The sequence below is a fragment of the Synechococcus sp. Cruz-7E5 genome (assembly GCF_024345995.1).
GTDB lineage: Bacteria > Cyanobacteriota > Cyanobacteriia > PCC-6307 > Cyanobiaceae > Regnicoccus_A.
The window spans coordinates 1-20,356 of the sequence record NZ_JAGQCE010000003.1; the positions used below are offsets into that span (position 1 = coordinate 1).

Genomic DNA, 20,356 nt, shown 5'->3' on the forward strand with positions numbered 1-20,356 from the left:
ATAGGCGGTGGGAAAGAGCAGCAGACCGGACCACCCCACGAAAACAAAGCGGTCACGCTTGAGCCAGTCATCGAGGACGTCGAACCATCCCCGTGCGGCAGGTGCGCGCCCTAGAGCGATCGTCATGCGGGTACTTCATGAACCTTTACAGAATCACTTTACGGAAAACCGGCGCGCTCCGGGACCCCGTCCGATTGAGCACACCCGTAAATGAGTACATACACCCAGCGGACCCTGGCCAAGACCGGCGGCGGCGAGGCAGGCCATTCGCCAGAGTGGCCCTTGGTCTTCAAGCACAGAACGTGTACGTCGTCGAGCTCGCTCTCAAGCTCAGCCCCATGCCCATCTCGGTGCAGCGCAAGGAACTGAGCGACGCCCAGGCGCTCCACAGCGAGATCCGGGCGGCCATGGAAAGCGGCCATCCCCGCGTGCTCGAACTTCACTGCGAGAAATCCGAGGAGAAGCGCGTCAGCCTGCTCAGTGGCGAGCTGCTGGCAGTTCAGCTGTATGAAAAGTCGGCGGTCGGCGGCGGCAGCAAGCGGCCGGGCTTCAGCGTCGACGGTTGATGACCTGGGGCAAACCCTCCAGCGAAGCCGCATCGCCCCGATCTCCCGCCCTGGAGGTGGGGGGGCTTTGTTTTGGCTGGCCCAACGGCAGTGCCGCCCTTGATCACTGCGACCTGCGCCTGCCAGGACCCGGCCTCTGGATGCTGGTGGGCGGCAACGGCAGCGGCAAGAGCACCCTGTTGCGCCTGATTGCCGGCCTGCTTGAGCCCAGTGGCGGCCGAGTGGCGCTGACGCTCAAGCCCGCCCTGGTGTTCCAGAACCCTGATCACCAGCTGCTGCTTCCCAGTTGCGGCACAGATCTGCAGCTCGGCCTTGAGCAGGGACTGCCGGCAGCGGTGCGGCAGGCACGGGTGGCCGCGGCCCTCGCCCAGGTGGGGCTGGGGGGGTTCGAAGGGCGGCCGATTCACACCCTCAGCGGCGGTCAGAAACAGCGGCTGGCGATCGCCGGCGCCCTGGCAGGAGACGCGGGCCTGCTGCTGCTAGATGAACCCACCGCCCTGCTCGACCCCGAAAGCCAGCTAGACGTATTGCAACTGATCGAGCAGCTCTGCCACCGGCGTGAGCGGCCGCTGACGGCACTTTGGATCACCCATCGGCTGGAAGAGCTCGACCATTGTGACGGTGCCGCCGAGATGGAGCGGGGCCGGATCGGGCCTTGGCAGAAGGGCCAAGCCCTGCGGCGGCGCATCGAGAGCCGACTTCCCCCCTTGCCGGGCGGCAGGGCCGACGGGTAGGTTCACCAGAGCCCGTTCCTCGGTAGCTCAGTGGTAGAGCGGTCGGCTGTTAACCGATTGGTCGCAGGTTCGAATCCTGCCCGGGGAGTTTTTAACCAACAGAGCCAGCCTGAATTGGTGGTGGCTTATGGCATGAAATCTCCAACCTGAACGGTCCGAGCACAACGCCCGATTCCGGCCTGCCCACCGACGCCTAACCACCAGCGACTAACCGATGTCACAGCCAGAACGGGCTGGCAACAATTTGACCGGAAGAAAATCTGTAGATTCAATTCAAGTTGTTCTGGGCCTGTCCCAGTCAGAAACCTTGTCAGAGCAGGCTTGCAGCCCCGGAATCAGCCGCTGGCACGGTCCGGCGGAGCTCAGGGAAACCTCGGATCAGGAGAAAATGGGTTTCACGTCGTTGGTGCCGGCCGTCTTCGTCCTGCCGACTCGTGTCCCTCAGCACTTGCCATGAAAGCCCGCATCTTGCTGATTGAGGACGACGAGGACATGCGCGAGCTGGTGGCCGGCCATCTTGAGCACGGCGGCTTCGTGGTTGAGACCGCCGACGATGGGATCAAGGGTCAGGCCCTGGCGCTGCAGGCCAACCCTGATCTGATCCTGCTCGATCTGATGCTGCCGAAGGTCGACGGTCTCACCCTCTGCCAGCGGCTACGCCGGGATGAGCGCACTGCCGCCATCCCAATCCTGATGATCACAGCCCTGGGCGGCACCAAGGACAAGGTGAGCGGGTTCAACTCCGGTGCCGACGACTACCTCACCAAACCCTTCGATCTCGAGGAGCTGATGGTGCGCGTCAAAGCCCTGCTGCGCCGCAGCGACCGAGCTCCGCTCTCAACCAAGCACAGCGAAATCCTCAGCTACGGACCCCTCACCCTGGTTCCGGAGCGGTTTGAGGCGATCTGGTTCGACGACCCCGTGCGCCTGACCCACCTGGAATTCGAGTTGCTCCACTGCCTGCTGCAACGCCATGGCCAGACCGTGGCGCCGTCGCTGATCCTCAAGGAAGTCTGGGGTTACGAACCCGACGACGACATCGAAACCATTCGGGTCCATGTGCGCCACCTGCGCACCAAGCTCGAGCCCGATCCACGCAAACCGCGCTTCATCAAGACGGTCTATGGAGCCGGCTACTGCCTGGAACTGCCGACCGGAACCAAACTCGCCCAGCAGGAGGCCCTGATCCGCAGCCAACGGGAGGAGCAACTGGCCGAGGCCTCCCACGCTCTAGAAAGCGCCTGAGCCCAGCTGGGCTGGGAACGACGCGGCAGCTCAGACGATCACACCACTCAGCTCAAGCAAGGCCACTTCCCAGGCCAGGCGAGGCTGCACGAAGCCTCGTAGTTGGCCCCGCAACCGCTCCAGCCGGTGCTGCTGGGGCAGCCGGGGTTCCCGGCGCCAGAGGCAGAGCTGCCACCAGTTGAGCAGCCACAACTGCTGATCCAGATCAAGCGCTTCACTCAGGTCGCGGGCCAGCGCCATCGCCTCGAGCGGGTCGGCTGGCAGCCCCCCCAAGCGTTCAGCCAGGCCACTGGGCAACCCCCGCCACTGACGGCGATGCTCGAGCAGGGCCCCCGGGGCTCCAGCCGCCAGCTCGATCAGCTCGGGAGGGTCAGTGGCTTCTGGGGCGCCGAAAGTATCGGCGGCATCTGTGGCGCCAGAAGCTTGGGTGGCATCGGTTTGCTGCGCCAGCACCTCGGCCATCGCAACGGGGTCGAGGGGGCGGAAGGGAATCTGCTGGCAGCGGGAGCGGATCGTGCTGAGCAGGCGCTCCGGCGCGGTGCTCAGCAGCAGCAGCAGTCCCGCCCCTGGCTCCTCCAGGGTCTTGAGCAGCCCATTGGCCGCCCCCTCCGCCATCAGCTCCACAGCCTCGATCACCACCACCGGGCGTGGGCCGGCCACTGCCCGCCTCGCCAGGAACGGCCCGACGGAGCGGATCTGCTCCAGCCGGATCTGCGGCAGACCCCGTTTGCTCACCCCCTCCGCCATCGCCTGGCTCACCGGCACGAGCCGACCCTGGTGGGAGTAAGTGGGCTCCAACCAGAGCAGATCAGGATGGTTGCCCTGGCTCAGGCGCCGGCGCACCGCAGGGGCGCCGGCGGGTCCGGCCAGCACTCCCTCCAGGAAGCGCAGCCCTCCCAGCCTGCGGCCCACCCCCTCGGGACCGCTGAGCAGGTAGGCCGCCGCCAGGCGCTGCTGCTCCAGTGAGGAGCGCATCAGCGCCACCGCAGTGGGCTGACCGATCAGATCAGCAAACAGATCAGCCATCGGCATCGGCTGGCCTGGCCAGGACCGGGGGAAAATGCTCCAGCAGCACAGCACGAAGGGCCGACTCCACCTCAGGGGGCGAGCCGGAGGCATCCAGCCGCTGCCAGCCCCGCTCCGTGGCCAGCCGCGCAAACCCCGCCGACACCCGCTCCAGAAACGGGAGGCCAGCCGCTTCGATCCGATCAGCGCCGCGATGGCCCCGGCGCTGGGCGGACAGCGTCAAGGGCAGATCGAGCCAGAGGGTGAGATCGGGCACCAGGCCGGCGGTGGCGATGGACTCCAGCTGGTCGATCAGGGTCAGGGACAGGCCCCGGCCATGGCCCTGATAGGCGGCCGTGGAGCCGGCGAATCGATCGCTAAGCACCCAGTGACCGGCCGCCAAGGCCGGCTCGATCAGGCTCTGCACGTGCTGGGCGCGATCGGCTGCATAAAGCAGAAGCTCGGCGCTGGCCACTGGGGCCGCCTCAGCCGGGGGATGGAGCAACAGCTGCCTCAGCCCCTGACCGAGAGGGGTTCCTCCTGGCTCCCGGGTGGTGACCAGGCTGGCGCCGGCAGGCATCAGGCCGCTGACGGGAAGCCAGTTCGAAAGGCGCTCCAGCTGGCTCGATTTGCCCGAGCCATCGATGCCCTCCAGCACCAGAAAACGGCCTCGCGGGCGCTCAGGCAGGGCCATGGAGCAGCAGCGCGTTGACAACCACGGTGATCGAGCTGACGGCCATCAGCAGGGCAGCCAGCGGAGGCGAGAGCAGCAAGCCGAAGCCAGGCAGCAGGACCCCCGCGGCGATCGGCAGCACGATCAGGTTGTAGCCGAAGGCCCAGAACAGGTTCTGCCTCACCTTGGCCAGGGTGCGGCGCGCCAGGCGCAGGGCCTCCACCAGCGACTCCAGCCGGTCACCGAGGATCACCAGATCAGCTGTGTCCTGGGCGATCTGGGTGCCGGTGCCCACCGCGATGCCCAGGTCAGCGGCCGCAAGGGCCGGGGCGTCGTTGATGCCGTCTCCCACCATCGCCACAGTCCCCTGCTGGCGCCAGTTGAGGATGTGCTCGAGCTTCTGCTGGGGATCGAGCTCCCAGGCCAGGCCTGCGCTGGGCAACCCCAGCCGCTCACCCAGCTGCAACACCGGCTCGCGGCGATCTCCACTGAGCACCCCAAGCCGGAGGCCCATGTCACCAAGCTCAGCCAGGGCCTGGGCCGCATCGGTACGGGGCTGGTCCTGCACCGCCACCAGACCAAGCACGGCCTCGGGTGAGGCCACCACCAGCACAGTGGCCCCCTCCGACTCCAGCTGGATCAGCTGCCGCTCCAGCTCAGCGGGAATGGTCAGACCATGGGCGCTCAGCCAGCCCGGGCGACCGACCCGGGCCATGCCGGCATGCCCCCCCAGCCGGCCCTGCACACCGGATCCCACCTCGGTGCGGCTGTCGCTCACGTCCGCAAGGCTCAGCCCGCGGCACTGGGCCTCCTGCAGCAGGGCATGGGCCAGGGGGTGGCGGGTGTGCTGCTCGAGGCTGGCGGCGAGCTGGATCAGGGCATCAGCCGCCTCGCCGGCGGGATCTCCGCCGCCGGCCGGCAGGACGGCCACCACCAGCGGGCGGCCGAGGGTGAGGGTTCCGGTCTTATCGAAGAGCACGCTGTCGAGGCGGGCCGCCATCTCGATCGCGTCGCCGCCGCGGAAGAGCAGGCCAGAGCGGGCCGCCTGGCCCGATCCCACCGTGATCGCCGTGGGGGTGGCCAGACCCAGGGCACAGGGGCAGGCCACCACCAGGACCGCAATCGCCAGCTGCAGAGCTAAAGAGAAGGGAGTTGTGGCCGCGCCTCCAAGCACTCCATGAACGCCGTGGGCCCCGTGGCCCGGCCCCATCAGCACCTGGGGCCAGAGCTTGGTGCCCCATTGCCACCAGAACACGAACGTGGCCATGGCCAGCAGCAGCACGGCCACGCTGAATCTGCCAGCCACCCGGTCGGCCAGGCTCTGGATCGGCGCCTTGCGGGCCTGGGCCTGCTCCACCAGGGCAATGATCCGCGCCAGGGTCGACTCGGGGCCCGTGCGCCGCACCTCCAGCTCCAGAGGGGCCTGCAGGTTGAGCATGCCGGCCATCAGCTCGGTACCAGGCCCTGCCTCCAGGGGCATGGGTTCGCCCGTGAGGCTGGAGACATCCACTGCGGAGTGCCCATCCACCACCTCACCATCGACAGGGACGCGATCTCCGGGTAGCAGGCGCACGCGGTCGCCAGGGCGAAGACCGCCGACGCGCACCTCTCGCGGCGGTCCATCGCCGAGGAGCAGCAGGGCGGTGTCGGGCTGAAGGCGCACCAGCTGCTCGAGGGCCTGGCCCGTGCGGTTACGGGCGCGCTCCTCCAGGAAGCGGCCCAGCAGCACGAAGCCCAGCAGCATCACGGGCTCATTGAAAAAGCAGGGCCAGCCGGACCCCGGTCGCAGGTAAGCCACCAGGCTGGCCAGGTAGGCACTGCCCATGCCCAACCCCACCAGGGTGTCCATGCTCGGGGTCAGCTGCCAGGCGTTGCGCGCGCCCCGCACAAGGATTCCCCGCCCGGGTCCGAGCAGAGCCACGCTGGCCACGAGAGCGTGGAAGCCCAGATCACCCAGCCTGGGCACCCCCGGCAGGGCCATCAGGGCCGGCGGCAGGTGGCCACCCTGGGCCAGGTGACCGAGCACCGACACCAGCATCAAGCTGAGGGCCACGATCAGCTGGCGCCACTCCTGACGCCAGCGGCGCTGCTGGTCGCGCTCGGCGCGGCTGGGATCAGGGCCCATCAGATCGCGCCGGTGGGCCTCAAATCCCAGGGCCTGCAGGCTGGCGATCAAAGCTGTCGCCTGATCCCCCGCCGGGGTGCTCTGGACAGGATCCAGACCGATCCAGACGGTGCGGGTCACCAGATTGACGCTGGCCTGGCTGACCCCGGGCTGCTCCAGCAGGCGCCTCTCCACCGCCCGCACGCAGCCGCCGCACTTCATGCCATCCACATCCAGGAGCAAGGGCTCGACGGGGGGGCTGGGCGCAGGCAGGGGGGAGGTCAGGGTCACAGGCCGAGGCTCAGGCCCCAAGGGTAGGGAGTGTGGCGGAGGCTCCCTGGCCTGGCAGGCACCCGTCAGGATGGGAGCACCGATCACGCCAGTCGCGCCGTGCCCCGCAGCCAACGCAACGACAACTTCATCGACAAGAGTTTCACGGTGATGGCCGACCTGATCCTCAAGGTGCTGCCCACCAACCGCCGGGCCAAGGAGGCCTTCGCCTACTACCGCGACGGCATGAGCGCCCAGGGGGATGGGGAATATGCCGAGGCGCTTGAGAATTACGACGAGGCATTGAAGCTCGAGGACGACCCCCTCGATCGCGCCTTCATCCTCTACAACATGGCGTTGGTGTATACGAGCAACGGCGACCACCAGCGGGCGATCGAGACCTACGAGCAGGTGCTGGAGCTCAACAGCAAGATGCCCCAGGCCCTCAACAACATGGCGGTGATCCACCACCACCTCGGTTCCCTCGCTGAGGAGCGTGGCGACACCGACGAGGCCGACCGTCGCTTCGCCCAGGCGGCCGAGTACTGGACCAAGGCGATCCGGATGGCCCCAAACAACTACATCGAGGCCCAGAACTGGCTCAAGACCAGCGGCCGCGGTGCCGTGGATGTCTACTTCTGAGGCCTCAGTCGGCGGCGGGATCCACTCCCAAAGCCGTCACCAGGGCTTCAGCCACTCCTCCCGCCTCGAGCAGCTCCAGCCCCAGCGCGGCCGCAGCCGGAGCCAGGCCGCTGCCACGGGGCACCACGGCCCTGGTGAACCCCAGGCGGGCCGCTTCCTGCAGCCGTAACTCCAGCTGGCCCACCGAGCGGATCTGTCCCCCCAGGCCAAGCTCTCCCACCAGCACCGTGCCGGCGGGCAAGGTGAGGTCGCGGTAGCTGGCCACCACCGCGGCAGCTACCCCCAGGTCGGCGGCGGGCTCCTCCACATCGAGCCCCCCGGCCACGGCCAGATAGCAATCGAAACGGGAAAGGGGCAGGCCCAGGTGCTTCTCCAGCACCGCCAGGATCTGGTGCAGGCGGTTGATGCCGATCCCTGTGGCGGTTCGCCGCGGGCTGGCGTAGCTGGTGGTGCTCACCAGAGCCTGGAGGTCCACCAGCAGCGGCCGGGTGCCTTCGCAGGCCACGATCGTGGCGGTGCCGGCGCAGGGGCCTTCTCCCCCCAGGAACAGCTCGCTGGGGTTGGTCACCTCGACCAGACCACGGTCACGCATCTCGAACACCCCCAGCTCGTGGGTGGCACCGAAGCGGTTCTTGACGGCCCGCAGCAGGCGATGGCTCGCGAAGCGGTCGCCCTCGAAGGTGAGCACGGCATCCACCAGATGCTCAAGCACCTTCGGCCCTGCCAGCATTCCCTCCTTGGTGACATGGCCCACCAGGAGCAGGGCCGTGTCCTGGCGCTTGGCCAGCCGCTGAAGGGCCGCGGCGCAGTCTCTGACCTGGGAAACCGAGCCCGGGGCGCTGCTCAGTTCGGCGTCATGGAGCGCCTGGATGCTGTCGATGATCGCCACCGCCGGGCGCAGCGCCTCCAGCTCCTGCAGCACCAGCTCCAGATCGGTTTCGGCCAGGAGCTGCAGTCCGGCCTGGTCGCTCGCCCCCTCTCCCTCCGCTGCCTGCTCCGGGCCCAGCCGCCGCCAGCGCAGCTTCACCTGCTGGGCCGATTCCTCTGCACTCACGTAAAGCACGGAGCAGACATCCGCCAGGGACTGTGCGCTCTGCAGCAGCAGCGTCGACTTGCCGATGCCTGGATCCCCGCCCACCAGCACGAGCGACCCGGGCACCAGGCCACCCCCGAGGACCCGATCCAGTTCAGGGAAACCCGTGGCGAGCCGCCGCAGCGGGCGTTCCCCCACGGTATGGATCGGCTCAGAGCGCCGCGCCCGGGGAGCGGCGCCATCTGCAGGGGGAGCTGGTGTGGTGCGCCGACGGCGGCCATCAGCGGCGGGGTTGCTCTGCTCCACCAGGCTGTTCCAGCTGCCGCAACCGGGACAGCGGCCGAAGAACTGACGGGACTGAGCGCCGCAGCTCTGGCAGACGTAGAAAGGGGCGGAACGTCCCAAAGAGGTTTGTGAAGAATGGTGGCTTTGGGTGAACTGGCGGGTGCTCGCACCAGTTCAGTGGTCGGAGATTTTGCAACCGTGCCGGCGACGCGATGACGGTTTCCAGCTCAGCGAAGGAGACCATCCTGGTCGTCGACGACGAAGCCAGCATCCGCAGGATTCTGGACACACGCCTTTCGATGATCGGTTACCACGTGGTCACCGCATCCGACGGGATAGAGGCTCTCGAGGCATTCCGTCAGTCGAGTCCGGATCTGGTGGTGCTCGACGTGATGATGCCCAGGCTCGACGGCTATGGGGTCTGCCAGGAGCTGCGCAAGGAGTCGGATGTGCCGATCGTGATGCTCACCGCCCTGGGCGATGTGGCTGACCGCATCACCGGCCTGGAGCTGGGGGCCGATGACTACGTCGTCAAGCCCTTCAGCCCCAAGGAACTGGAGGCTCGCATCCGCTGCGTGCTGCGACGGGTGGAGAAGGACCAGGTGGTGGGGATCCCCAATTCCGGAGTCATCCAGGTGGGGGAGCTGCGCATCGACACCAACAAGCGGCAGGTCTACCGGGGCGAGGAGCGCATCCGCCTCACAGGCATGGAATTCAGTTTGCTGGAGTTGCTGGTGAGCCGCTCGGGCGAACCCTTCAGCCGTGGCGAAATCCTCAAGGAAGTGTGGGGCTATACACCCGAGCGCCATGTGGACACCCGGGTGGTGGATGTCCACATCTCCCGGTTGCGCTCCAAGCTGGAGGATGATCCAGCCAATCCCGAGCTGATCCTCACGGCTCGTGGCACGGGATACCTGTTTCAGCGCATCGTGGAAGCCGTTGCCTCCGAAGGAACCTGATCTCGATCCTCGCTCCGGCAGGCGTGCCAAGCCCAGCCGGGCCATCCGTCGCCTGGTGATCTGGTACCGCCGCAATGCGGCGGTCACCACGATCGTGGGCACAGCCACCTCCTCCGCCAGCACGGCAGCGTCGGCCGCGGGTTCTGTGGCAGGCACGATGGCCTCTGCCGCAGGGTCCGTGGCCGGCAGTATGGCCTCGACGGCCGGCTCGGTCCTCAACCCGCTGGTGATGGATCCCCTGCGCCGGCTCCAGCAGAGTGGTGGGGAAGAACTGGCCGCCATCAGCCGTGGCGAGCGCCTCTGGGTCGCCGTCGACGGCATGGGGGGCGACCACGCTCCGGGACCGATCCTGGAGGGTTGTCTCAGGGCGGTGCAGATCCTGCCCGTGCGCATCCGCTTCGTGGCCGAAGCAGCGGCGGTGGAGGCGGTGGTGCCCAAGCTGGGCCTGGGAGAGCTGCTGAGGGAATCTATCCAGCGGGGCCTGATCGAGCTGGTGCCCAGCGGCCCATCCGTGGGCATGGACGACGAGGCCACGGTGGTTCGGCGCAAGCGCGACGCCAGCATCAACCTGGCCATGGACCTGGTGAAGCGGGGGGAGGCCACCGCGGTCTACTCGGCAGGCAACTCCGGGGCCGTGATGGCCTCGGCCATCTTCCGGCTCGGACGTCTCAAAGGCATCGATCGGCCGGCCATCGGCGCCCTCTTCCCCACCAAGGACCCTTCCCAGCAGGTGCTGGTGCTTGATGTAGGCGCCAACATGGACTGCAAACCGGGCTACCTGCACCAGTTCGCCCTGCTGGGGAGCATCTACAGCCGCGACGTACTCGGGGTACCCAAGCCGAGCGTCGGTCTGCTCAACATCGGCGAAGAGGAGTGCAAGGGCAACGAACTCACGCTCAAGGCCTTCCCCCTGCTGGCCGCCGAACCCCGGATTTCCTTCAAGGGCAATTGTGAAGGCCGCGATGTGCTCTCAGGCAGCTTCGATGTGGTGGTCTGCGATGGCTACACCGGCAACGTGCTCCTGAAGTTTCTCGAGTCGGTGGGCAGCGTTCTCCTCGACGTGCTGCGTGCGGAATTGCCCCGCGGTCGCCGCGGCAAGGTGGGTTCGGCCTTCCTGCGCAGCAATCTGATCCGGATCAAGAAACGCCTCGACCATGCCGAACACGGGGGGGCCTTGCTGCTGGGCGTGAACGGTGTCTGCGTGATCGGCCATGGCAGCAGCAAGGCCCTCTCGGTGGTCAGTGCCCTGCGACTCGCCCACCTGGCCGCCAGCCACGGGGTCATGGACGACCTGCACAGGCTCAGCGCCCAGGAAGACACCGTCACCGCCTGTGGTTGACTGAGCGCAACTGAGGACTGAGACGGTGTCGCTCGGCCGGATGGGCGCAGGGATGGCCCTGGTGGGTAGCGGCAGCGCCCTGCCGCTGGTCAGCATCAGCAATGAGCAGCTCAGCCGCCGGGTCGACACCAACGACGCCTGGATCCGCAGCCGTACTGGCATCTCCTCTCGCCGAGTCGCCGGTCCAGGTGAAACCCTCACCAGCCTGGCTACCGCCGCCGCCCAGGCTGCCCTTGAGCAGGCCGGCTGGGACGCCGAGGATCTGGACCTGATCCTGCTGGCCACCTCCAGCCCGGATGATCTGTTCGGAACCGCCCCACGGGTGCAGGGAGCCCTCGGCGCCCGAGGGGCAGCGGCCTTCGATCTCACTGCCGCCTGCAGCGGCTTTCTGTTTGCACTGATCACCGCCGGCCAGTACATCCGCGGGGGAACGGTGGGGCGGGCCCTGGTGATCGGCGCCGATCAGCTCAGCCGCTGGATCGACTGGGACGATCGCAGCACCTGCGTGCTCTTCGGTGACGGTGCCGCCGCCGTGGCGGTGGAAGCCTGCGAGGAGTCGAGCAACGGACTGCTGGGCTTCAAGATGCACTCCGATGGCCGCCGGGCCGACTGCCTCTCCTTGCGCCAGCAGGATGATCACGTTCCCCTGCTGGAGGGCCATTCGACCCAGAAAGGCGGCTTCGAGACCATCCACATGAATGGACAGGAGGTCTACAAGTTCGCGGTGCGGGAGGTGCCGGCGGTGTTGCAGGAACTGCTGAAGAGCACCGGCACGACCGCGGAACAGCTCGACTGGCTGCTGCTCCACCAAGCCAACCAGCGCATCCTCGATGCGGTGGCCGACCGCTTTGCCATCCCCCATGAGCGGGTACTCAGCAATCTGGCCCGCTACGGCAACACCTCCGCCGCCACCATCCCGCTGATGCTGGATGAGGCAGTCAGGGATGGCCGGGTTCGCCCAGGCGATCTGATCGCCAGCAGTGGCTTCGGGGCCGGACTCAGCTGGGGCGCGGCCCTGCTGCGCTGGGGTGGTGCCGAGGTCGGCAAGGCTTCCCCTGACCCCGGTTGAACGGCACCGACTTAATCTCCAGCCGGTTCAAGCGCGTGTCGTCATGGGGATTGCCTGGGTGTTTCCCGGTCAGGGCTCACAGAAAGCCGGCATGGCCAGCGGCGTGCTGGAGCTCCCTGGTGCTCGCGAGCGCTTCACCGCCGCCTCCGACCTGCTGGGCCGCGACCTGCTGGCGATCTGCGCGGGCGAGGCGAGCGAGGGCCAGGGGGAGCCGTCCGATCTGGGCGACACCAGAAACACCCAACCCGCCCTGTTCGTGCTGGAAAGCCTGCTGGTGGATGGCCTCAAGGCCCAGGGCCGCCAGGCCGATCTGGTGGCCGGCCACAGCCTGGGCGAACTGGTGGCCCTCTACGCCGCCGAGGTCTTCGACTTCGGCACCGGCTTGGAGCTGGTGCGCCGCCGCAGCGAGCTGATGGCGGCTGCGGGCGGTGGGGCGATGACCGCGGTGATGGGCTTCGAGCGCAGCGAACTGGAGGCACTGGTGGAAGCCAGCGAGGGCGCGGTGATCGCCAACGACAACAGTGCGGCCCAGGTAGTGATCTCCGGGCTGCCGGAGGCCGTGGCCGCCGTGGCAGCCCAGCTCTCCTGCAAGCGGGCCATTCCCCTGGCGGTCTCCGGGGCGTTCCACTCGCCGTTCATGGCCGATGCGGCCGCCGCCTTCGCCGCCGTGCTGGAGGAGGTGCCCTTCGCCGACGCCAGCATCCCGGTGCTGAGCAACACCGATCCAACCCCCTGCCGCGACGGGAGCGAGCTCAAGCAACGCCTCCGGCGGCAGATGGTGAGCGGTGTGCGTTGGCGCGAAATCATGGATCAGCTGGCGGCCCAGGGCATCGACACCGTGGTGGAGATCGGCCCTGGCAACGTGCTCAGTGGTCTGATCAAACGCAGCCTGACGGGGGTGACCACCGCCCAGATCAGCAGCGCCGCCGACCTGGGACTGTGAGCGACACAGGGAAGGGTCTCCCGGCCAACGGGCCGATCGCGCCCCGCCGCCGCGGCCGGCGCCGCCGGGTTGACCCCCCGGCCCTGCTGACGCCCAGGCCAAGCCTCACATACCGCCTGATCAGCTACCTGCTGGTATTTCCGGTGTTCCGGCTGCTGTTCAGGGGGCGTACCAGCGGCAACGACCAGGTGCCCTTGGATGGAGCCCTTGTGGTGGTCGCTAACCACGGCTCGCACCTCGACCCGCCTCTGCTGGGGCACGCCCTGGGGCGTCCGGTGGCCTTCATGGCCAAGGCCGAACTGTTCCGGGTGCCTCTGCTGGGGCCCATCATCAGGGCCTGCGGGGCCTATCCCGTCTCCCGTGGTGCCAGCGACCGGGAGGCAATCCGCATCGCCACCGACCGCCTGCTCGAGGGCTGGGCCACCGGAGTCTTCATCGACGGCACCCGTCAGTCGGATGGGCGCGTGAACCAGCCGCAGCCTGGGGCCGCCCTGCTGGCGGCACGGGCCGGGGTTCCTCTCCTGCCGGTGGCGATCATCAACAGTCACCGGGCCCTCGGGACGGGTCAGAGCACCCCAAGGCTGGTGCCGATCCACATCCGCATCGGCCAGATCATCCCGCCACCCGCCTCCCGTCGCCGCGTCGACCTGCTGGCCACCACCGCCGCCTGTCAAGAGCAGATCAACGCGCTCCTTGACCAGGGCCTGCTGGCCCCAGCGCGGGCTCCAGCTGCCCTGCCGCCCACGAGCGCAGATCCCGACCGGTGACCACCCAGGCAGCGGCCCGGAGGCCATCGCCCCAGACCTTGCGGCGCCCCTCCGGCAGGCAGCCGTCCCCGCAGGGCACGGCCACCGGGGTGAGGTGGATGCCGCGACTGCCGGCCACAATCCGTCCCACCAGGAGGGCCCGGTCCATGTGATCGCTGCTGGTGACCAGCAACACATGGTGGATCCCCAGTCGCTTGAGGTCATCCACGACGGTGGTGAAGTTACCGAGGGTGTCGCGGGCTCGGTAATCGAGCCGAAACTGGCGGCGATCAAGCCCCTCCTGACTGAACAGCCACTGGGCATATTCAGGATTGCTGCCACCACTCACCAGCAGGGGCAGACCGTCACGATGGGCCAGCCGACCGGCCAGCTTCTCCCGCTCGATATCGCCACCCAGCACCAGGATCAACTGAGGCTGGCCGAGACTGGGCAGCAGCCATCCGCGGCCGACCAGCACCAGAGAGCCGGCCAGCAGCGCCAGCATCAGCAGCCGTCGCATCAGGGCTGCCCTACCGGACTGGTGGGATACAGGGGCAGCACGCTGGCCCAGGGAGCCGCGGATTCCGCCGCCGCCGCCAGCCCACTCAGCCGCAATAACTGGGCCACGTCGGCCGCCGGATCGACCCGAGCCTCCAGCCGAGCGCCTGGCGGCAGATCGGCCAGCTGTCCGAACAGGCGCGGGGACTCCCGCTCGGCCATTCCCCCCAGTGCCCACTCGTCCGCGGCGTAGCAACCAGCCACAATGCCGCGACGGGGAAGCTCCTGCAACAGCCAGAAGGGCTGATCGCTCACTTCGGCGCGCTGACGCAGGCGCTGGGCGATCAGCAGGAAGCTGCTGAATCCATCCAGTGGCAGCGCCAGCTGCTGGGCCAGGGTGCGGGCGAAAACCACGGTCACTCGGGTGCCGGTAAACCCCCCAGGACCCGTGGCCACGGCCAGACGCCCCAGCTCACGCCACTGGTGAGCCGGCAGCAGCTGCTCGACACAGGCCAGCAGATCGTTGGAGAGCCGCCGGCCCAGGGGATGGCTGGTGATGCGGGGGCTCGGCGGGGCCAGGGTCCCAGGAGCAGAGGACAACAACAGGGGGGCGAGGCCCAGCCCAAGCTCGTCGCTGGTGCTGTGCAGCGCCAGCAGCCATGAGGGGGCGACAGTGCTCATGCCGGCACCACTTCACCCGGGCGCAGGCGACTCCAGCGGCCCGGGTCCGACTGGAAGCTGCCGCAGGCCCGCACATCCCACTCAACCCCCACCCGAGCGCCCTCCAGGCTGATGACTTGCACGTGGATGCGGGGGGCCGTGGGACACAGGTCCGGATCTGCACTGAGGTGCTCCACACCGTGCTGCCGTTCCACCGCGTGATAGGCCTGACAGCGCTCCACCCAGTGGCAGTCGACGCAGATGCACATGCCGCCGGAGCCCTCCACTTACCCCATTCTGAAGTGGGCCTGCTCCCCTGAGGGGCGCAGGGCTGCGGCCACTGCCGTGCTGCGCCAGGCCCTGGCCGTCGAGGACTGGCCGTGGCCCCCGGACTCCTTCCCCACTGGCACAGCCCTGGTGGGGGGCGCCGTGCGCGATGGACTGCTGGGGCGCCTTGGACCTCAGCCCGATCTGGACCTGGTGGTGCCCGGGGACGCACTCGCCCTCTGCAACAGCCTGAGTCGCCGCCATGGCGGCCGCGTCGTGGTACTTGATGCCGAGCGCTCCATCGCCCGGCTGGTGCTGCGCGGCTGGAGCCTTGACCTGGCCCGACAGGTGGGGGACGACCTGGAGAGTGATCTCTGGAGAAGGGACTTCAGACTGAATGCCCTGGCCCTGCCGCTGGCGCCAGGTTCCGAGCTGATGGATCCCACAGGTGGTCTGGGTGACCTGGTGGGAGGAGAACTGGTGGCGGTGCGGGAAGCGAACCTGCTTGACGATCCCCTGCGGATGCTGCGAGGAGTGCGCCTGGCCGCGGAGCTGGGCTTTCGCCTGGAGCCCCGCACCCGCGGCTGGATCGAGCGGCACCACGGCCGGATCAGCGAGGTGGCACCGGAGCGGGTGCTGCAGGAACTGGAGAAGCTGGTGCAGGCCCCCAGCGGCGGGAAGGGCCTGGGGGAGGCTCTCAGCTACGGCCTGCTCGATCCCTGGCGCTCGAGCGGTCCGTACCCGGTCTGGCAACCAGAGCTGGAGCTGGAGCTGACCACCGCGGAAGCAGCCCGGGCCCTGCCCCTGGCCCGACTGGCGAGGGTTTTTGATGCCGCGTCCCTGGAGCGCTTGCGCAGCAGCCGTCAGTTGCAGCAGCGCTGCGAACGGTTGCGGCACTGGTTGCTACGGCTGCTCGACAATGCCGAGGGCGCCGCCTCCGGGCTGCAGCGCCTGGGCGAGGCGGAGCGACTGAGCCTGCATCAGCAGCTGGAGGAGGATCTTCCGGCCCTGCTGCTGTTTTTTCCAGCCAACCTGGCGGCGGACTGGTTAGCGCGCTGGCGTAATACCCAGGATCCGTTGTTTCATCCCCGTCCACCGATTGATGGCCGCAGCCTGCAGGACCACCTGGGACTGAGCCCGTCCAGGCAGCTGGGGGAGCTGCTCGCCCATCTCACGCACGAGGCCGCCTACGGCCGCATCCAGGGCCGACAGGCAGCCCTGCGCCAGGCCAGGCTCTGGCTTGAGCGAACCACGGCATGATTTACTTGATAGTGAAAAGGCATTCATCCACAGCCTGACACCGCCCGTGAGCATCGGCTGATCGTCAGAGGTTTCGTCAAGGGATTTCCGAGCCAATGGCTCTCCAGACCAACCTGTTCATCGATCAACACTCCGCCATCGGTCCAACATTCCCATTCCTCCCCTCGTTTCATGAGCGTTCGTCTTTACGTCGGCAACCTGCCGCAGAGCTTCGATGACAAGGAACTGACCGATCTGTTCACCGCCGTGGGTGAAGGCGTTCGCTTCAAGACCGTTCAGGACCGCGATACTGGCGCCTGCCGCGGTTTCGGCTTCGCCAACGTCGACGACGAGAAGCTGGCTGATGTGGTGATCGAGCAGCTCAACGGCCGCGATTTCGGTGGCAACAGCCTGCGCATCGAGCGCTCCGAGCGACGCGATTCCCGCACTGCCGCCCCCAGCACCGACCGCCGTAGCGGTGGCGCCACCTCCACCGTGGCCCGTAAGGCCGTCAACAAGGTGGTACACAGCGATGACATCACTGAAGGCGCCCCCGATCCACGCTGGGCCGGCGAGCTGTCCAAACTCAAGTCCCTCCTGGCCAACCAGACTGCCGCCGTCTGAGGCTGCCGTCTGAGCCGGGAACCCCCTTTTGCTCCCCTCAGGCCTGGTGTGTGACTGAACCAGCTGTTGCTGATCCCCGCCCGCTCCAGTACTGGTGCTGGCGGGGTCACTCGATCGGCTTCACCAGTCAGACCCCGGGATCGGGCTCAGAAGACACTCCATCCCGGGATTCGGCTCAAGCCGTTGTGGTGCTGATCCACGGCTTCGGGGCATCCAGTGGCCACTGGCGCCACAACCTGCCCGAGCTGGGGAAGCACTTTCCCACATACGCCATCGACCTGCTGGGATTCGGATCCAGCGACAAGCCCACCTCCCTCTTGAGTGGGGAAGCAGCCAGGGCAGGGTCCGTCAGCTACGGCTTCGATCTCTGGGCGGAGCAGGTAGCCGACTTCGCCGCCTGGATCCTGGCCAGCGCCTGCATCGACCAGTCGTTCGCGGTGCCAAGCCTGCAGCTGGTGGGGAACTCCATCGGCGGTGTGGTGGCCCTGAGAGCCAGTGAGCTGTTGATCGCTCGCGGCCTGCCCCTGCGCCAGGTGATTCTGATCGATTGTGCCCAGCGCACTCTCGACGAGAAACGGGTGGCACTGCTGCCCTGGCCCCAGCGGGCCGGCCGCCCCCTGATCAAGCAACTGGTGCGCCAGCGCTGGCTTATCGCCCCCCTGTTCCGCACCCTGGCGCGGCCCGGCTTCATCCGGCGGGTCCTGGCCATGGCCTATCCCAGCGGCGCCAACGTCGATGACGCGCTGGTGGAGCTGCTTTTTCGCCCCAGCACCGATCCCGGAGCCCCGGAGAGCTTCCGCGGGTTTGTCAACCTGTTCGACGATCACCTTGCCCCGGAGATCCTTGCCCGGCTGGGCTCCCTGCCGGTGCGCATGATCTGGGGCGAGCAGGATCCCTGGGAAAATCCCACTGAAGCCAGTAAATGGGCGGAGCAGTTCAGCTGCATCCGTGAGCTGCGGCTGCTGCCGGGGCTGGGTCACTGTCCCCACGACGAAGCCCCACAACTGGTGAACCCGATCCTGATCGAGTGGCTCAGCGCGACTGAGCGATCACAAAAGAACAGGGAAGATCGAGCAGCTTGAGCGGGCGGGGCACGTAGGCCCGATGGCTGAACACGTCGTAGTCGAGCCGCTCGATCACAGCAAGGATGCCCCGGTACAGCCGCAGGGAAGCCCACACCGGCCAGCGGGCATCGGCTGAGAGCCAGCGCACTCCCGCTTCCGAGCGGGCAAACCACTGGCGGGCCCGCCGCAGCTGAAAGTCCATCAGGGCTCGCCAGTTGTCGTTGAGGGTGCCCGCAAGCAGATCGGCCTCGGAGTAACCGAAGCGTTCGAGGTCCTCCAGAGGTAAGTAGATCCGCCCGCGGGCGCGGTCTTCGCCCACATCCCGCAGGATGTTCGTGAGCTGGTTGGCGATGCCAAGAGCCACGGCCGCGCCGGAGGTGTCCGGACGCTCGCTCCAGGGGGCTGAGGTGTAGGCGGGATCCAGGCCCATCACTTCCTGCGTCATCAGACCCACCGTGCCCGCCACCCGATAGCAGTAAAGCTCAAGGTCCTCGAAGCGTGCGTAGCGGTGCCGCTGCAGATCCATCCTCTGCCCCTCGATCATGTCGAGGTAGGGCTGCAGCGGCTGGGGATAGCGCTGGAGAGTGTCGACCATCACCAGGTCGAGGGCATCCTGCACCTTTCCATTGAAGAGCGAGCGAGTGCGCTCTTCCCAGCGATCAAGCCTCTCGGCCAGACACTCCACCGGCAGGGCCTGAGCCTGGGGACTGTCCATCAGCTCATCGGTGCGACGACACCAGACGTAGATCGCCCAGATCGCCCGCCGCTTCGCCGGCGGCATCAGCAGAGTGCCGAGATAGAAGGTCTTGGCCCACTGAGCTGTTTCCTGGCGGCAGGACTGGTAGGCCTCCTCCAACGTCGGCAGGGAAGGGCAAGGCACCGTAGTGGAGGCAGCCAGCACCGTCACACCGCCAGGGGAGCGATGGCCTGGCTGTGGCTGACGGCCTCAGCACAGAGCTTGCCGCTCAGCACAGCGCCCTCCATCGAAGCGAGGTAGCGCTGCATGGTGTAGTCACCGGCCATGAAGAAATTGGCAATCGGCGTGTCCTGCGTCGGTCGCAGCTGCTGGCAGCCTGGCACCGTCTTGTAGACGGAGAGCGGTGTCTTCACAACCCGTGCCTTGCGGAGCTGGGCCTGGTCGTCACCGGTGAAGTGATCCGGGAACAGCCGCCGCAGCTCGGCGATGGTGGCCTCCACGATCGCCTCATCGCTGCGACCGATCCACTCCTCGGCCGGGGCGAAGACAAGCTCCAGCATCGAGCGGTCGGGATCGGCATACTCCCGACAGGTGTTGCTCATGTCGGCATAGACGCTGAGCAGATCGGAGCGGCTGAACAACAGGTGATCGATCTCGGTGAGCTTGCGGTCGAACCAGAGGTGAATATTGATCACCGGCACCCCCCGGAGGCCCTCAAGCTTCTCGAAGAAAGGAAGCTGCTTCCACGGCTCGGGCAGCAGCAGCTTGAGCGGATCCACCGGCAGAGCACTGACGTATGCGTCAGCTTGCAGCAGGCGGGGCTCCTGCCCCTGCAGGCCGGCCAGACGAAAGCCGGAAACACTGCCGTCCTCAGCAAGCTCGATCTGGCGCAGGGGACTGTTGAGGTGCACCTCACCTCCATGAGCCCGGACCCACTCCACGATCGGCTCACAGAGCCGCTGAGGCGGATTGCCATCAAGAAAAGCCATCTTCGAGCCGTTTTTCTCCTGTAGAAACCGGTTCAGAGCCGTGAGGATAACCGTGCTGGAGATCTCATCAGGGTTGATGAAATTCAAAGCCTTACTCATGGCGATGAACACTTCATCATTGACCCGCTTGGGAATGTTGTGAAGCTCAAGCCACTCCGACCAGGAATACTTATCGCACTCTTCAACATAATTCTGCCCACGCAACATCGCCGGCACAAGCCCCAGGCCAAACTGGATCTTCTCCGGCCAGCTCAGCATGTCGTTATTGCCGAGAATCGCTGCCACGCCATTCAGAGGTGCCGGCAGGTCGGGGAAGTCGAAGCGGCTGTAGTTGCCTGGTGAATCCTTTTGATTGAAGATCATTGCGTGGTCTTTCCACTGCAGACGGTCTTCGATGCCCAGCTCGGCGAAGAGCTGCAGCATGTTGGGGTAAGCCCCGAAGAAAATATGCAGGCCGGTTTCGTACCAGTCGCCGTCCTCGTCCTGCCAAGCGGCCACCTTGCCGCCGAGCACATCGCACGCCTCGACCACCACGGGCGTGTGGCCTGCATCGCTGAGGTATTTGGCGCAGGAGAGACCGGCCAGGCCTGCTCCAGCGATGGCGACGCGCATGGGAAAACGAAAAGTCAACAGCAACCATAAAAGGGTTGCCGCTGGCAACGGCGCCCCGTGCGCCATCCCAGAGGCGACTGGGGTTCCTAAAGT

The 20,356-nt window shown here is 67.2% G+C and carries 21 protein-coding genes, 1 tRNA gene and 1 pseudogene; 13 read left to right on the top strand and 10 right to left on the bottom strand.

All coding sequences use genetic code 11. The annotated features are described in order from the left end of the window. Positions 1–126: pseudogene (locus KBY77_RS04875) on the bottom strand (photosystem II D2 protein (photosystem q(a) protein)); the annotation flags it as partial. A gap of 176 nt (positions 127–302) precedes the next feature. Between KBY77_RS04875 and KBY77_RS04880 the strand changes: the two are divergent. The 4 genes from KBY77_RS04880 (at position 303) to KBY77_RS04895 (ending at position 2,545) form a co-directional block, all read left to right on the top strand. Next, entirely contained in the window at positions 303–566 is a 264-nt protein-coding gene (locus KBY77_RS04880) for a hypothetical protein (protein WP_255093812.1), read from the top strand. Next, the gene (locus KBY77_RS04885; protein WP_255102469.1) at positions 566–1,300 is read left to right on the top strand and encodes an ABC transporter ATP-binding protein; all 735 of its coding nucleotides are present in this window, start codon (positions 566–568) and stop codon (positions 1,298–1,300) included. The genes KBY77_RS04880 and KBY77_RS04885 overlap by 1 nt, the downstream gene beginning before the upstream one ends. A 16-nt stretch (positions 1,301–1,316) precedes the next feature. After that, positions 1,317–1,388: transfer RNA gene (locus KBY77_RS04890), tRNA-Asn, on the top strand. A gap of 365 nt (positions 1,389–1,753) precedes the next feature. Beyond that, a complete protein-coding gene (locus KBY77_RS04895) occupies positions 1,754–2,545 on the top strand; it encodes a response regulator transcription factor (RefSeq protein ID WP_255102470.1) in 792 nt (263 codons plus the stop codon). 30 nt (positions 2,546–2,575) lie between these two features. Here KBY77_RS04895 and KBY77_RS04900 read toward each other — a convergent pair whose 3' ends face one another. The 3 genes from KBY77_RS04900 to KBY77_RS04910 are packed head-to-tail and all read right to left on the bottom strand — an operon-like array spanning position 2,576 to position 6,618. Then, entirely contained in the window at positions 2,576–3,571 is a 996-nt protein-coding gene (locus KBY77_RS04900; RefSeq protein ID WP_255102471.1) for a DNA polymerase III subunit delta', read from the bottom strand. Continuing rightward, complete coding sequence (tmk, locus tag KBY77_RS04905; RefSeq protein ID WP_255102472.1) at positions 3,564–4,244, bottom strand: dTMP kinase; 681 nt, start codon at positions 4,242–4,244, stop codon at positions 3,564–3,566. Before tmk ends, KBY77_RS04900 begins: the two co-directional genes overlap by 8 nt. After that, a complete protein-coding gene (locus KBY77_RS04910) occupies positions 4,231–6,618 on the bottom strand; it encodes a cation-translocating P-type ATPase (protein WP_255102473.1) in 2,388 nt (795 codons plus the stop codon). The genes tmk and KBY77_RS04910 overlap by 14 nt, the downstream gene beginning before the upstream one ends. A 99-nt stretch (positions 6,619–6,717) precedes the next feature. On the opposite strand from KBY77_RS04910, the gene KBY77_RS04915 reads away from it, so the two are divergent. Beyond that, a complete protein-coding gene (locus KBY77_RS04915) occupies positions 6,718–7,239 on the top strand; it encodes a photosystem I assembly protein Ycf3 (protein WP_255093794.1) in 522 nt (173 codons plus the stop codon). A 4-nt stretch (positions 7,240–7,243) separates the two neighbouring features. Here KBY77_RS04915 and radA read toward each other — a convergent pair whose 3' ends face one another. After that, positions 7,244–8,677 (bottom strand): DNA repair protein RadA, encoded by a 1,434-nt coding sequence (gene radA, locus KBY77_RS04920; RefSeq protein ID WP_255102474.1) that lies wholly within the window; start codon positions 8,675–8,677, stop codon positions 7,244–7,246. A 92-nt stretch (positions 8,678–8,769) separates the two neighbouring features. Here radA and rpaB point away from each other — a divergent pair, with 92 nt between their 5' ends. Genes rpaB through KBY77_RS04945 form a run of 5 tightly spaced genes read left to right on the top strand, consistent with a single transcriptional unit; the run spans position 8,770 to position 13,634 of the window. Then, positions 8,770–9,516: a response regulator transcription factor RpaB gene (rpaB, locus tag KBY77_RS04925; RefSeq protein ID WP_255102475.1), complete on the top strand. Its 747-nt coding sequence runs from the start codon at positions 8,770–8,772 to the stop codon at positions 9,514–9,516. Further along, positions 9,497–10,855, top strand: coding sequence for a phosphate acyltransferase PlsX (plsX, locus tag KBY77_RS04930; RefSeq protein WP_255102476.1), 1,359 nt, complete (start codon positions 9,497–9,499; stop codon positions 10,853–10,855). The genes rpaB and plsX overlap by 20 nt, the downstream gene beginning before the upstream one ends. Positions 10,856–10,907: 52 nt before the next feature. Then, a complete protein-coding gene (locus tag KBY77_RS04935; protein WP_255102697.1) occupies positions 10,908–11,924 on the top strand; it encodes a beta-ketoacyl-ACP synthase III in 1,017 nt (338 codons plus the stop codon). A 43-nt stretch (positions 11,925–11,967) separates the two neighbouring features. Continuing rightward, positions 11,968–12,867 (top strand): ACP S-malonyltransferase, encoded by a 900-nt coding sequence (fabD, locus tag KBY77_RS04940; protein WP_255102477.1) that lies wholly within the window; start codon positions 11,968–11,970, stop codon positions 12,865–12,867. Positions 12,868–12,902: 35 nt separating this feature from the next. After that, positions 12,903–13,634 carry a 1-acyl-sn-glycerol-3-phosphate acyltransferase gene (locus tag KBY77_RS04945; RefSeq protein ID WP_255102698.1) on the top strand — a complete coding sequence of 244 codons (732 nt, stop codon included), beginning with the start codon at positions 12,903–12,905 and terminating at the stop codon, positions 13,632–13,634. Here KBY77_RS04945 and KBY77_RS04950 read toward each other — a convergent pair. The 3 genes from KBY77_RS04950 to KBY77_RS04960 are packed head-to-tail and all read right to left on the bottom strand — an operon-like array spanning position 13,549 to position 15,040. Next, a complete protein-coding gene (locus KBY77_RS04950; RefSeq protein WP_255102478.1) occupies positions 13,549–14,133 on the bottom strand; it encodes a YdcF family protein in 585 nt (194 codons plus the stop codon). The genes KBY77_RS04945 and KBY77_RS04950 overlap by 86 nt on opposite strands. Continuing rightward, a complete protein-coding gene (tsaB, locus tag KBY77_RS04955; protein WP_255102479.1) occupies positions 14,133–14,792 on the bottom strand; it encodes a tRNA (adenosine(37)-N6)-threonylcarbamoyltransferase complex dimerization subunit type 1 TsaB in 660 nt (219 codons plus the stop codon). The genes KBY77_RS04950 and tsaB overlap by 1 nt, the downstream gene beginning before the upstream one ends. Beyond that, the gene (locus KBY77_RS04960) at positions 14,789–15,040 is read right to left on the bottom strand and encodes a Ycf34 family protein (protein ID WP_255102699.1); all 252 of its coding nucleotides are present in this window, start codon (positions 15,038–15,040) and stop codon (positions 14,789–14,791) included. The genes tsaB and KBY77_RS04960 overlap by 4 nt, the downstream gene beginning before the upstream one ends. Between KBY77_RS04960 and KBY77_RS04965 the strand changes: the two genes are divergently transcribed. From KBY77_RS04965 to KBY77_RS04975, 3 genes are all read left to right on the top strand, one after another. After that, positions 15,039–16,298, top strand: coding sequence for a CCA tRNA nucleotidyltransferase (locus KBY77_RS04965; RefSeq protein ID WP_255102480.1), 1,260 nt, complete (start codon positions 15,039–15,041; stop codon positions 16,296–16,298). The two genes, KBY77_RS04960 and KBY77_RS04965, sit on opposite strands and share 2 nt — an antisense overlap. Before the next feature lie 171 nt (positions 16,299–16,469). Then, positions 16,470–16,901, top strand: coding sequence for an RNA-binding protein (locus tag KBY77_RS04970; RefSeq protein ID WP_255102481.1), 432 nt, complete (start codon positions 16,470–16,472; stop codon positions 16,899–16,901). 50 nt (positions 16,902–16,951) lie between these two features. Further along, a complete protein-coding gene (locus tag KBY77_RS04975) occupies positions 16,952–17,983 on the top strand; it encodes an alpha/beta fold hydrolase (protein ID WP_255102482.1) in 1,032 nt (343 codons plus the stop codon). Here KBY77_RS04975 and KBY77_RS04980 read toward each other — a convergent pair. Both KBY77_RS04980 and pds read right to left on the bottom strand, forming a co-directional pair. Continuing rightward, positions 17,934–18,845, bottom strand: a complete 912-nt coding sequence (locus KBY77_RS04980) for a phytoene synthase (protein WP_399212351.1) — start codon at positions 18,843–18,845, stop codon at positions 17,934–17,936. The genes KBY77_RS04975 and KBY77_RS04980 overlap by 50 nt on opposite strands. A gap of 23 nt (positions 18,846–18,868) precedes the next feature. After that, on the bottom strand, positions 18,869–20,263 hold the full coding sequence (pds, locus tag KBY77_RS04985) for a 15-cis-phytoene desaturase (RefSeq protein ID WP_255102484.1): 1,395 nt from the start codon (positions 20,261–20,263) through the stop codon (positions 18,869–18,871). Between the last annotated feature and the right edge of the window lie 93 nt (positions 20,264–20,356).